Origin of the sequence: Lysobacter capsici, from assembly GCF_014779555.2 — a bacterium.
Classification (GTDB): domain Bacteria; phylum Pseudomonadota; class Gammaproteobacteria; order Xanthomonadales; family Xanthomonadaceae; genus Lysobacter; species Lysobacter capsici.
Genome location: NZ_CP094357.1, coordinates 3,821,042 through 3,833,579, shown reverse-complemented (window position 1 = coordinate 3,833,579; position 12,538 = coordinate 3,821,042). Strand labels below are relative to the sequence as shown.

General features: G+C 68.3%; 7 protein-coding genes. 5 read left to right on the top strand and 2 right to left on the bottom strand.

Annotated features, from left to right (window positions below; genetic code table 11):
• Nucleotides 1-119: 119 nt before the first annotated feature.
• The 4 genes from IEQ11_RS15505 to IEQ11_RS15490 all read left to right on the top strand — a co-directional run bounded on the left by IEQ11_RS15505 (nucleotide 120) and on the right by IEQ11_RS15490 (nucleotide 8,947).
• Nucleotides 120-3,437, top strand: coding sequence for a S8 family serine peptidase (locus tag IEQ11_RS15505; protein ID WP_191820722.1), 3,318 nt, complete (start codon nucleotides 120-122; stop codon nucleotides 3,435-3,437).
• Nucleotides 3,438-3,595: 158 nt separating this feature from the next.
• On the top strand, nucleotides 3,596-4,984 hold the full coding sequence (locus IEQ11_RS15500; RefSeq protein ID WP_228464417.1) for a YadA-like family protein: 1,389 nt from the start codon (nucleotides 3,596-3,598) through the stop codon (nucleotides 4,982-4,984).
• Between the two features lie 195 nt (nucleotides 4,985-5,179).
• Complete coding sequence (locus IEQ11_RS15495) at nucleotides 5,180-5,350, top strand: hypothetical protein (protein WP_247024573.1); 171 nt, start codon at nucleotides 5,180-5,182, stop codon at nucleotides 5,348-5,350.
• Nucleotides 5,351-5,626: 276 nt separating this feature from the next.
• Nucleotides 5,627-8,947, top strand: a complete 3,321-nt coding sequence (locus IEQ11_RS15490; protein ID WP_191820724.1) for a S8 family serine peptidase — start codon at nucleotides 5,627-5,629, stop codon at nucleotides 8,945-8,947.
• Between the two features lie 243 nt (nucleotides 8,948-9,190).
• Here the strand turns inward: IEQ11_RS15490 and IEQ11_RS15485 are convergent, their stop codons facing one another.
• Nucleotides 9,191-9,577 carry a hypothetical protein gene (locus tag IEQ11_RS15485; RefSeq protein ID WP_191820725.1) on the bottom strand — a complete coding sequence of 129 codons (387 nt, stop codon included), beginning with the start codon at nucleotides 9,575-9,577 and terminating at the stop codon, nucleotides 9,191-9,193.
• 314 nt (nucleotides 9,578-9,891) lie between these two features.
• Here IEQ11_RS15485 and IEQ11_RS15480 point away from each other — a divergent pair, with 314 nt between their 5' ends.
• The gene (locus IEQ11_RS15480) at nucleotides 9,892-10,962 is read left to right on the top strand and encodes a sensor domain-containing diguanylate cyclase (RefSeq protein WP_247024571.1); all 1,071 of its coding nucleotides are present in this window, start codon (nucleotides 9,892-9,894) and stop codon (nucleotides 10,960-10,962) included.
• Between the two features lie 948 nt (nucleotides 10,963-11,910).
• On the opposite strand, the gene IEQ11_RS15475 is transcribed toward IEQ11_RS15480, so the two are convergent.
• The gene (locus IEQ11_RS15475; RefSeq protein ID WP_191820727.1) at nucleotides 11,911-12,534 is read right to left on the bottom strand and encodes a hypothetical protein; all 624 of its coding nucleotides are present in this window, start codon (nucleotides 12,532-12,534) and stop codon (nucleotides 11,911-11,913) included.
• Nucleotides 12,535-12,538: the final 4 nt, after the last annotated feature.

Here is a 12,538-nt window from a genome sequence, read left to right as displayed (position 1 = left end):
GGTGTTTATTACACGCGTGGGGCACCTGGCAGTCGAATCATGATCACGGACCACTCCGCTTGCGCCATGTGCGTGGGCGGAGCGGATTGTTTTGCAAACTGGAGTGGGGGACGTTTCAGATGCAGCAGGTGTTTAAGAAAACTTCGATTGCGCTCGGTATCGCCGCCATAGCGGCGATCGCCGGCGCCAGTGTGTTCGGATTGAGCGGTGGCGGTGGCGCGGGTTTCGCCGGGATCGGCGGCGCGCCCGCGCCGGCGAGCAGCGGCGCCGAGAGCAAGGCCAGCCGTTACATCGTCCTGTACAAGGACGCGCCGTTGAGCACCTATAAGGGCGGCCTGCAGGGCCTGCCGGCGCCGGCGCGCCTGGAAGCGCGCGGCGCGATGACCGGCATGGCCGCCGCGAGCGAGGGCCGCGTCGACGTGAAGAGCGCCAACGCGCGCAACTACGTGCATCACCTCGACGCGTTGCAGAGCGGCTACGAGCAGCGCATCGACCGCGTGCTCGGCCGTCAGCTGCGGGTCGAACGGCGCATGCGCCACGCCCTCAACGGCATGATCACCACCCTGTCGCAGAACGAAGCGGCCAAGGTCGCCTCGATGCCCGAGGTGATGCTGGTCGAGGAATACCGCGAGTACGAAATGGCCACCGACACCGGCCCGACCCTGATCGGGGCGCCGGCGCTGTGGAACGCCACGCCCACCGCATACCGCGGTGAAGGCATGGTCATCGGCGTGGTCGACTCGGGCATCAACTTCGGCAGCCCGTCGTTCACCGCGATCGACGAAACCGGCTACCAGCACGTCAATCCGCTCGGCACCGGCAACTACCTGGGCACCTGCGCACCCGGCGGCGTCGATGCGGGCCGCTGCAACGATAAATTGATCGGCGGCTACGACTTCGTTTGCACCAGCCGCGCGAACAGCTGCGGCCAACCCGACATCCGCGAGGAACCCGGTTTCGGCGACACCAACGGTCACGGCAGCCACGTCGCCTCGACCGTCGCCGGTAACGTGCGCACCGCCACCTTCCGCGGCCGCCAAGTGCATCTGTCCGGTGTCGCGCCGCGCGCCAACATCATCGCCTACGACGTGTGCTACACGCGCATCTCCGACGGAAAGGGCCTGTGTCCGAACGTCTCGGCGGCCGACGCGGTCGATCAGGCGATCGCCGACGGCATCGTCGACGCGATCAACTACTCGATCGGCGGCGGCAGCAATCCGTGGAGCGAGGCGGTTTCGCTGGCGTTTCTGAACGCGAGCGACGCCGGCATCTACGTCGCCGCCGCGGCCGGCAACGACGGTCCGGTCGCGGGCAGCACCAGCCATCTGGAACCGTGGGTCGCCACCACCGCCGCGGCGACGCACGGTCGCGGCGATTTCGCCTATCTGTTGCAGGTCACCGGCCCCGGCGCGGTGCCGGCGCCGCTGCAGGCGGTGCTGTTGACCGAAGGCAACGGCGGCACGGCGTTCACCGCCGCGCTGCCCAACACCACGCCGCTGAGCGTGAGCGCCGGCTTCAACACCGTCGACGACGGTTGCGTGGCGTACCCGGCCGGCACCTTCACCGGCAAGACCGCGCTGATCCGCCGCGGCACCTGCAGCTTCGTCATCAAGGTCAATAACGCGGTCGCGGCCGGCGCCACCGCCGTAGTGATTTCCAACAACGTCGCCGCGGCGATTTCGCCGACCGTGCCGGGCACCACCGTGCCGGTGTTCGGCGTGACCGTCGCCGACGGCGATGCGATCCGCAACTTCGCCAACGGCAACGGCAACACCACCACCGCCGGCATCGGCTATCCGACCACGCCGCTGCCGAACACGCCCGACGTGCTGGCCGATTTCAGCTCGCGCGGCCCGGCCGGCGCGTTCGATCTGGTCAAGCCCGACATCACCGCGCCGGGCGTGTCGGTGCTCGCGGTCATCGCCGGCGCCACCATCAGCGGCAGCGAGAACGAGATCGGCCTGAAGGACGGCACCTCGATGGCGTCGCCGCATCAGGCCGGCGCGGCCTTGCTGGTGCGTCAGGTGCAGCCGACCTGGACCGTTTCGGAGGTCAAGTCGGCGTTGATGATGACCGCCAAGCAGGAAGTGTTTAAGGAAGACTCGGTGACCCCGGCCAACGCGTTCGCGATGGGCTCGGGCCGGGTGCAGATCGATCAGGCGATCAAGGCCGGCCTCGTGCTCAACGAGACCACCGCCAACTACCGCGCGGCCAATCCGGCCACCGGCGGCGATCCGTCCAGCCTCAACCTGCCGAGCATGGGCAAGGCCAAGTGCGCCAACAGCTGCACCTTCACCCGCACCTTCCGCAACACCCTGAGCACGCGCCAGACTTGGAACGTGCGCGGGGAGGGGCTGAGCGTGGTGGTGACGCCGCTGTCGCTGGTGCTCAACCCGGGCGAGAGCAAGCCGGTCAAGGTCACCGTGCTGACCAGCTCGCTGCCCAAGGACGGTTCCTGGAACTTCGGCAAGCTGGTGCTGACGCCGCAGGGCGGCAACACCGGACAGCCGACCTTGCGCCTGCCGATCGCGGTCTCGGTGCCGCCGCCGGTGGTCGCGTTGAATCCGGGCCAGGTCGCATTGAGCCTGGAGACCGGTCGCACCGGTTCGATCAGCTTCCGCATCGACAACGTCGGTGGCTCCGCGCTCGATTACCAGATCGACAACACCGGCTCGGGTACCCGCACCTACATCGATGCGCCGGCCGGCGCAGTCAGCAGTGGCTTCCGCAGCACCCAGTACATCGATCCGGCGACCGCCGGCAGTCCGGGCCAGTACTCGGCCGACGATTTCACCGTCACCGAAGCGACCCAGATCACCCGGCTGTTCACCCAGGGCTTCGTGTCCAGCGGCCAGCCGCTGGCGACGACCTCCACCGGCCTGACCTGGATGATCTACCGCGACGTCGGCGGCAACCCCGAAGGCAATCCGCAGACCAGCCCCGGTGCCGCGGTGTGGACTTACTCGGCGCCGCCGACCGGCCCGGGCGTCACGGTTACCGGCGCGAATATTGCGTTGAACCTGGCCACGGCCGGGCAGAACGTGAACCTCGCTCCAGGCCGTTACTGGCTGATCGTGTACTCGCGCAGCACCTTCGCCAACCGCTGGGTGTGGTTCGCCTCCAACACGGGCGACACCATCTTCCGCGCGATCACCCCGGGTACCGCCGGGACCGGCGTGTGGAACGCGAGCACCGGCTTCGCCGGCCAGGCGTTCAACCTGCAGGGCGCCAACGCCTGCGGCGCGTCGTGGATCGGCGCACCGGACCGCGCGTTCGGCCGCCTCAACCCGACCACCGGAATCAACACCCAGGTGCAGATCAGCGCCGCCGGACTGACCCCGGGTAACCACGTCGGCTACGTGTGCGTGGCCAGCAACGATCCGGTGCGGCCGAAGGCGGCGCTGCGCGTGGCGTTGACGGTCACGCCGGGGCCGTGATCTGACGCGGTAACGGCTGGACCCGGCACCGCCGCCACCCGGCGGCGGTGCCTTTCGATCGGACCGGCGTCGCGCCGGTCCATTCCCGCATTCCGCGGGCCGTCGCGCGCTTCGCCGCGGCCCGCCCTGTTTCAGGGGTCTTCATGAAGAAGAAGAACATGCAGCTTTCCGTCCTCGCCGCCGCACTGATGCTGGCCAGCGCCTCGGCCTGGGCCGGTTCGACCTGCCAGGTCGACGACGGCCTGGGCAACGTCAATTCCGCCGGCGCCACCGCCAACGGCGTCGACGCGACCGCATGCGGTCCCGGCGCCACCGCCGAGGGCTTCGGCAGCGTCGCGGTCGGTTCGGGCGCGCAGTCCACCGGCGATCTGAGCGTCGCGCTTGGCCAGGGCAGCGTCGCCACCGGCCAGGCCGCATCGGCGCTGGGTTCGGGCAGCACCGCCAGCGGCGACCAGAGCGTCGCCAGCGGCATCGGCGCCACCGCCAGCGGCCTGGGCAGCGTCGCCAGCGGCACCGGCGCGACCGCCAGCGGCGACCAGAGCGTCGCCACCGGCAGCTCCTCGACCGCCGCTGGCGTCAACGCCACCGCGGTCGGCGCGGCCGCCAACGCCACCGGCGACAACAGCGCCGCGCTGGGCAACAACGCCAACGCCGGCGCCGACAACGCCGTCGCGGTCGGCAACAGCGCCAGCGCGACCGCCGCCGACAGCGTGGCCCTGGGCAGCAACTCGGTCGCCGACCGCGCCAACACCGTCTCGATCGGCTCGGCCGGCGCCGAGCGCCAGCTCGTCAACGTCGCCGCGGCCACTCAGGACACCGACGCGGTCAACCTGTCGCAGCTCAACACCGTGACCGGCGCGCTCGGCGGCGGCGCCAGCTTCGGCGGCGGCGTGTTCACCCCGCCGACTTACGTGATCCAGGGCGGCAACTACAACGACGTGGGCTCGGCCTTCGCCGCGGTCGACGGCCGCCTGACCGATCTGTACACCCGGGTCGGCGCCGGCGTGGCTTCGTCGGTGACCTACGACGATGCCTCGCGCAGTCAGGTTTCGCTGCAGGGCGCGGGCGGCACGCGCGTGTCCAACGTCGCCGCCGGCACCGCGCCGACCGACGCGGCCAATGTCGCCCAGGTCCAGGCCGGCGACGCGGCGACCTTGAGCAGCGCCAACGCGCACGCCGACGCCGGCGACGTCAATACCCTGCGCAGCGCCAACACCTACACCGATTCGCGCGTGACCCAGATGCTGGCCGCGCCGACCGAAGCGGTGAACCGCCTGCGCGACGACATGAACTGGCGTTTCAACAAGCAGGACCAGCGCATCGACCGGATGGGCGCGATGACCTCGGCGATGGTGCAGATGTCGGCCAGCGCCGCGGGCCTGCGCACCACCAACCGGGTCGCGGTCGGCGCCGGTTTCCAGGGCGGCGAGCAGGCGCTGTCGATCGGTTACCAGCGCGCGATCAGCGACCGCGCGACGGTCACCGTCGGCGGCGCGTTCAGCGATTCGGAAAGCTCGGTCGGCATCGGCGCGGGTTTTGGCTGGTGATCGGCACGGCGCATCGACGGCTGGTTCGGGAGCGATGACGCCGACGCGGGCTCGGCCGGTCGGGTGAATCGACCGGCCGGTCCGACCACTGCGATGCGATCCATGACGGCGCCTGCGAGGGCGCCGTTTTTTTTGTCGGCCTGTTGAAAATCACAACGCATCGCATCGGCCCGGATCGCGTGCGATTGAAGTCGGATGAATCGAATCGACACAACGAAAGCATCGACGCTGAAACCTGTCCTCACGATGCACCGCAGCATCCCGATTCCATACGCACAGGCACGGCGCCAGCAAAACCCCGAGCGCAAAAAAACCATTCGCGATCCCCAACGCACCGCATGCCGATTTATGAAGTTTCAACGCTGAAACATGCAGAAAAACCATCTGCATCGGCACCGAAACTGTGGCAATGATCACGCCGTAACGTTTCGCTCTCGCGCAGTGTGTCGGCAGGTGGGGACTGCCTGCCGGGGACGTAAGCCAATCGGCCGACGCATGCATTGCGCCGGCCTGCGCGTTCGCGGTGCGGGGCCGCCGGCGTTCGCCGGGGCCGATGCTCCCTCCCGACTCTGGACCGCGACGTGCCTGGACAGGGCAGGCATGGAGGCGGTCTCTTCGCGAACGAACGTGGAGGACCTCTCGATGCCACATGCAGTCAATCGATTGACGATCGCAATCAGCCTGATCGGGCTGGCCGCGCTCGCCGGCGCCGCGGTACGCGGCCTGAGCGGCGACAGCCCGGCCGACACCGGCGCGATCGGCGGCGCGCCGTCGCCGCAACGCGCCGACAGCGGCCTGGAAACCCAGACCAGCCGCTACATCGTCCTGTACAAGGAAGCGCCGCTGAGCACGTATCACGGCGAAATCGCCGGCCTGCCCGCGCCGCAGCGCCTGGCCGGCGCGCAGAACGCCAACAGCGCCGCGGCCAAGAGCGCCAGCGGCGGCACCAGCCGCATCGACGTCCACAGCGCCCAGGCGCGCAGCTACGTGCGCCATCTCGACACCGTGCAGCGCGATCACGAACGCGGCATCACCTCATTGATCGGCCGCCCGCTGGCGATCGAGCGGCGCATGCACCACGCGGTCAACGGCGTGGTCACCCGCATGACCCAGAACGAAGCCGCGCGCATCGCCAAGTTGCCCGGAGTCGAACTGGTCGAGGAATACCGCGAATACCCGCTCGCCACCGACGTCGGCCCGCAGCTGATCGGCGCGCCGGCGCTGTGGAACGCCAACCCGACCAACTTCCGCGGCGAAGGCGTGGTGGTCGGCATTCTCGATACCGGCATCAACTTCGGCAGCCCGGCGTTCGCGGCGATCGACGACACCGGTTATCACCACGTCAATCCCAACGGCAGCGGCAACTTCATCGGCACCTGCGCGCCCGGCGGCGTCGACGAAGGGCGCTGCAACGACAAGCTGATCGGCGGCTGGGACTTCGTCTGCGGCCCGCCCGGCAACACCTGCGGCGTGGCCGGCCTGCGCGAGGAACCCGGCTTCGGCGACACCAACAGCCACGGCAGCCACACCGCCTCGACCGCGGCCGGCAACGCCTGGACCGCCAATTTCAAGGGCCGCAACATCCGCATCTCCGGCGTCGCCCCGCACGCCAACATCATCGCCTACGACATCTGCTACACCATCGCCGCGACCAACCAGGGCCAATGCCCGAACACCTCGGCGGTGGCGGCGGTCGACCAGGCCATCGCCGACGGCGTGGACGTCATCAACTACTCGATCGGCGGCGGCGCGTCGCCGTGGGGCGAGGCGGTGTCGCTGGCCTTCCTCAACGCCTCCGACGCCGGCATCTTCATCGCCGCGGCGGCCGGCAACTCCGGCCCCGGCCCGAACACCACCGGCCATCGCCAGCCCTGGACCTCGACCACCGCGGCGGCCCAGCACGGCCGCGGCACCTTCGCCTATCTGCTGCAGGTGACCGGCCCGGGCGCCGTGCCGCCGGCGCTGCAGGCGATCGAACTGACCGAGGGCAGCGGCGGCACCGCGTTCGCGGCGTCCTTGCCGCCGACCACGCCGCTGCGGGTCAGCGCCGGCATCAATGCCGCCGACGACGGCTGCAACCCGTTCGCCGCCGGCACCTTCAGCAACGCGGTCGCGGTCATCCGCCGCGGCACCTGCAACTTCTCGGTCAAGATCCAGAACGCGACGGCCGCCGGCGCGGTCGCGGTGGTGATCGCCAACAACCAGCCGACCCTGACCACGCCCAGCGTCCCGGGCACGACCATCCCGGCGTTCCTGGCCTCGCAGACCGACAGCGATGCATTGCGCGATTTCGCCGCCGGCAACGGCAACACCTCCACCGGCGGCATCAACTTCCCGCCGTCGCCGATTCCGAACACGCCCGACGTGCTCGCGGCGTTCAGTTCGCGCGGGCCGGCCGAAGGCCTGGATCTGATCAAGCCCGACGTGACCGCGCCCGGCGTCAACGTGCTCGCGGTGATTTCCGGCACCACCCTGACCGGCAGCGAGAACCTGGTCGGCCTGCTCAGCGGCACCTCGATGGCCTCGCCGCATCAGGCCGGCGCCGCCGCGCTGTTGCGTCAGGCGCAGCCGAACTGGACCTCGGCCGAGATCAAATCCGCGCTGATGATGACCGCCAAGCAGGAGGTGTTCCGCGAGGACGAGGTCACCCCGGCCGACGCGTTCGACATGGGCTCGGGCCGCATCCAGGTCGATCGCGCCACCCAGGCCGGTCTGGTCCTCAACGAGACCACCGCGCGCTTCCTGGCGGCCGATCCGGGCACCGGCGGCGACGTGTCCGCGCTCAATCTGGCCAGTCTGGAAAAGAGCGAATGCGTGGGCTCGTGCACCTTCAAGCGCACCTTCCGCCACGCCCAGGGCAAGCCGGAGCTGTGGCTGGCGCAGGTCAAGGGCCTCAACGGCCTCGCTTTCCCGCCGATCTTCGTTTCCGCGCAGGGCAGCAGCACCACGGTCAACGTGTTGGTGCTGAGCCAGAACTTCGCCAAGGACGGAAGCTGGCATTTCGGCAAGCTCGAACTGCAGCCGCTGTTGAACCGCAACTCGCCGCAGCTGCATCTGCCGATCGCGGTCTCGGTGCCGCCGCCGGCGATCGCGTTGAGCCCGTCGCAGGTCGCTCTGACCCTGCCGGCCGGCAGCCGCGGGTTCGCCGACTTCAGCATCGGCAACACCAGCGCCGCGCCGCTGGAGTTCCAGGTCGACAACACCGGCACCGCGTCGCGCACCTTGATCGATGCCAGCGCCGAAGGCGTCAACAGCGGCTTCCGCAGCACGATCTACACCGATCCGGCCAGCGCCGGCGTGCCGGCGCAGTTCTCCAGCGACGACTTCACCCTGGCCGAAACCACCAAGCTGTCCAAGCTGTTCTCGGCGGGCTTCGTCTCCAGCGGCCAGCCGCTGGCGAGCACGGCGGCGAGCCTGAACTGGGCGGTGTACGCCGACAACGCCGGTAGCCCGAGCAGCAATCCGCTCGCCGGCAACGCGGTGTGGAGCTACACCGCCGCGCCCACCGCGACCGGCGTGAGCGTACAGGGCGCCAACATCACCCTGGACCTGGCCGCCGCCGGCCAGAACGTCGAACTCGCGCCGGGCCGTTATTGGCTGGTGGTGAGCGCGCGCACCAGCTTCGCCAACCGCTGGGTGTGGTTCGCCTCGAACACCGGCGACAACCAGTTCCGCACCATCGCGCCGAACACGGGCGGTGTCGGCACCTGGGGCGCGGGCGAGGGCTTCGCCGGTCTGGCCTACAGCATCGACGGGCAGAGCGAGTGCGGAGCGCCGTGGATCGGCGCACCGCAGCGGGCGTTCGGCCGGGTGCCGGGCAACGGCAGCCTCGCCAACCGGGTGCGCATCAACACCGCCGGCCTGGCGCCGGGCGCGCACAGCGGCTACGTGTGCGTGGCCAGCGACGATCCGATCCGGCCGAAGGTGGCGCTGCGGGTGGCGTTGACGGTCACCGCGCGCTGAGTCGTTGCATTTGAAAAGCCGGGTCCGTGCGCGGGCCCGGCTTTTTTGTTGCGCGCGGGAGAGTCGTTTTGCGCTACGGCTTAACCGTCGTGGGCTTCGTTCGGTTTCGCGGTAGACGTGGTGACGCGGTCGCGGCTCGCGCCGCTCCTACATGGGCTTCCTGTAGGAGCGGCGCGAGCCGCGACCGCGAAAATTCACCGACGACGAAGCTCGAACCCGCGCACCGCACCCATCAACCGCGACTCACCACTCCCGCCACTCCTCGGTGATGTCCTCGCCCGGCGCGCCCAGACCGGCCAACGCCGCCGCGCCGAGGATCAACTCGCACAAACCTTCGCGCTGATCGGTCTCGATCAGACTGTGCCCGCAGCGCGCGTTGAGCGCGTTCAAGCTCAACACCGCGTCCTTGACCGCGCCGTGCGCGGCGGCGCTGTCGCCGCGTTCGGCCGCCGCGCTCATGGTCTCCAGGAAGCGATCGATGATGCCTTCGCACTCGTCGATCTGCTGCACGCTGTAACCGGCATCGACGCCGTCCTGCGCCAGGTCTTCGCGGTAGCTGCGCATGCCGTCGAGGATCTCGCTCTTGAGCTCGACGTAATTATTCGTTTCCACCTGCACCTTGTCCTCCATCGTGGCGATCCGTGGCCGGCGCCGCGCTCGTTCGCGGCATCGCCTTGCCGCGGTGAGTCTATCGGTTCGACATTGCAGGCAGTGCGACAGCGCCCCGTTCCGCGGTCGCGCAATCGCTGTGACGGGTATCGATGGTTGAGGCGGTCGCGCTTGGGTCGCATTGACGCCGCCGGGCCGGCATGCTGCGGCCGAGCCGGCGGGCCGGGCGGCGACCGGCCGGTTCGGGCCGTTTTGTTAGACTCGCCGCCGTGACCCGCCGTCCGCGAAAACGGTGCCGACGCGCCGTAATCCGGACACTTACCGGACGTGGTGCCGTGCAGAAACCGCAGATTCCCGCCAACGAAACCGCGCGCCTGGAAGCGCTGCGCCATTACGGCGTCCTGGATACTCCTCCGGAACAGGACTTCGACGACCTGGTCGCGATCGCCGCGGCGATCTGCGACGTGCCCACCGCGCTGGTGAGCCTGATCGATGCCGATCGCCAGTGGTTCAAGGCGCGCATCGGCCTGGATGCGCAGGAAACCCCACGCGATCTCGCCTTCTGCGCGCACGCCATCCTCGAGCCGAACCGGACCATGGTCGTGCCCGATGCGCGCAACGACGAACGTTTCTTCGATAGCCCGCTGGTCACCGACGATCCGCATATCCGTTTCTATGCCGGATCGCCGCTGATTACGCCCGGCGGCGAAGCGATCGGCACCTTGTGCGTGATCGACAGCGAGCCGCGCGAATTGCAGCCGCATCAGTTCGACGCCCTGCAGGCGTTGTCGAAACAGACCTCGCGCCTGCTCGAACTGCGCCGGGTCAGCCGCGCGCTGGCCCAGCAGCTGCAGGAAAGCGATTGGTACGAGCACAAACTGCTTCAGTATCAGGCCGAGCTGGAGGCCAGCAACGCCGACCTGACCGCCTTGACCCGCACCGATCCGCTGACCGGCCTGCCGAACCGCCGCGCCTTCGCGCTGGCGCTGGAACAGGCGGTGGCGCGCAGCGATGCGAATGCGCCGCTGCAGGTCGCGGTGCTCGACATCGACCATTTCAAGCTCATCAACGACGTCCACGGCCATCCCGAAGGCGACCGCATCCTGCAGGCCGTGGCCGACGCCTTGCGCCTGTATTCGGCCGGCCCCAACAGCGTCGCGCGTTACGGCGGCGAGGAATTCCTGATGCTGTTCGAAGCGCCGTCGGCGCAGGCGCAGCTGCAATGCGAATTCGTGCGCGAAGCCATCGCCAACCTGCCGGTCGGTTTGCCGTTGACGGTCAGCATCGGCCTGGCGAGCTACCGCGCTGGCGAGGAGACCGCCGCGACGTTCGCGCGCGCGGATCAGGCGTTGTATGCGGCCAAGCGTAATGGGCGCAATCGGGTGATCGTCGCCGAGGACGTGTAACGTCCAGTTCGCAGACGCAGCTTCCCGAAGCGTTTCCTCCTTTGGAAAGGGGGCTAGGGGATTAGCTTTTGCCCGCAGATCGCGGCGTCCTGCACGAAAAGCGAATCCCCCGCGCGAACTGGCCAAGTACACACATCCAGCCCGCGCAGCGCGCAGCCCCCTTTTCCAAAGTGGGCTGATTGACGGGTTGCGCTGCGAGTACGAGATGGCGCGGCAATTCCAAACCGAAACGCAGTTCCAAACCAAAACGCAGCTTCACGAAGCATTCCCCCCTTTGAAAAAGGGGGGCAGGGCGGATTTGCTTTTACTCACATATCGCAGCGGTCTGCACGAAAAGCGAATCCCCCGTGCGAACCGGCCAAGTACACACATCCAGCCTGCGCAGCGCGCCGCCCCCTTTTCCAAAGTGGGCTGATTGACGGGTTGCGCAGCGAGTACGAGATGGCGCGGCGATTCCAAACGAAAACGCAGTTACAAACCAAAACGCAGCTTCCTGAAGCATTCCCCCTTTGAAAAAGGAGGGCAGGGGGGATTTGCTTTTACTCACATATCGCAGCGGTCTGCACGAAAAGCGAATCCCCCGCGCGAACCGGCCAAGTACACACATCCAGCCTGCGCAGCGCGCTGCCCCCTTTTCCAAAGTGGGCTGATTGACGGGTTGCGCAGCGAGTACGAGATGGCGCGGCAATTCCGAACGAAAACGCAGTTACAAACCAAAACGAAGCTTGCCGAAGCATCCCCCCTTTGGAAAAGGGGGGCTAGGGGGGATTCGCTTTTACCCGCAGATCGCAGCGCTCCGCCCGAAGAGCAAATCCCCCGCGCGAACAGACAAAATGCAGACATCGCGCCTGCGCAGCGCGCAGCCCCCTTTTTCAAAGGGGGCGAATTGAAGAAGTGATTGCCAAGCCGACTAAGCGTGGTTGTTCGGTGTCCCGTTCGTATCGGCGCTCACCGATACAGCCGCTCCCGCTCCGCCTGCAACCGCTGGCGCAGATACTCGTCGCGAGTGACGCCACCGGGAATCTGCTGCATCGCCAACACTTCGGCGACCACCACGCGTTCGCGCTGCTTGTAAGCCTGAAAGCGCGCGTCGTGTTGCTGCTGTTCGATCCATTGCTGCTCGCGGCGTTTCGCGTCGGCGCGATAACGCGCGGCCAGTTGCTGGACCATCGCCGCCTGCTGCGCTTCGTCGGCGACGGTGGCCTGGATCAGGCCGATCCGCAGCAGCATCGATTCGCCGGCCGACAGTTCGCTCGCGTTTTCGTAGCGTTCGATGTCCTGGCGCAGCGCCTGCGCGCGGCGTTCGCGTTCGGCCGGACCCAGCGAGGCGGCCTTGCGGAAGAAGTCGTGGGCATCGGATTGGAACTGCTTGCGTTGCTGGTAATCGCGCGCTTTCGGCGTCGCCAGCAGGTTGTGCAATGAGGGATCGGGTTTGCCGGCGCTGGCAGCGGTCGTATCCACCGGCGCGGCCTGTGCGCGTACCGGACGCAGCGGGTTCCAGCCCAGGCTGACCGCCGCGGCGCAAGCCGCGACGGTCAGTGCAAGACCCAGCATGAGGATGTTGCGATTCATGCCT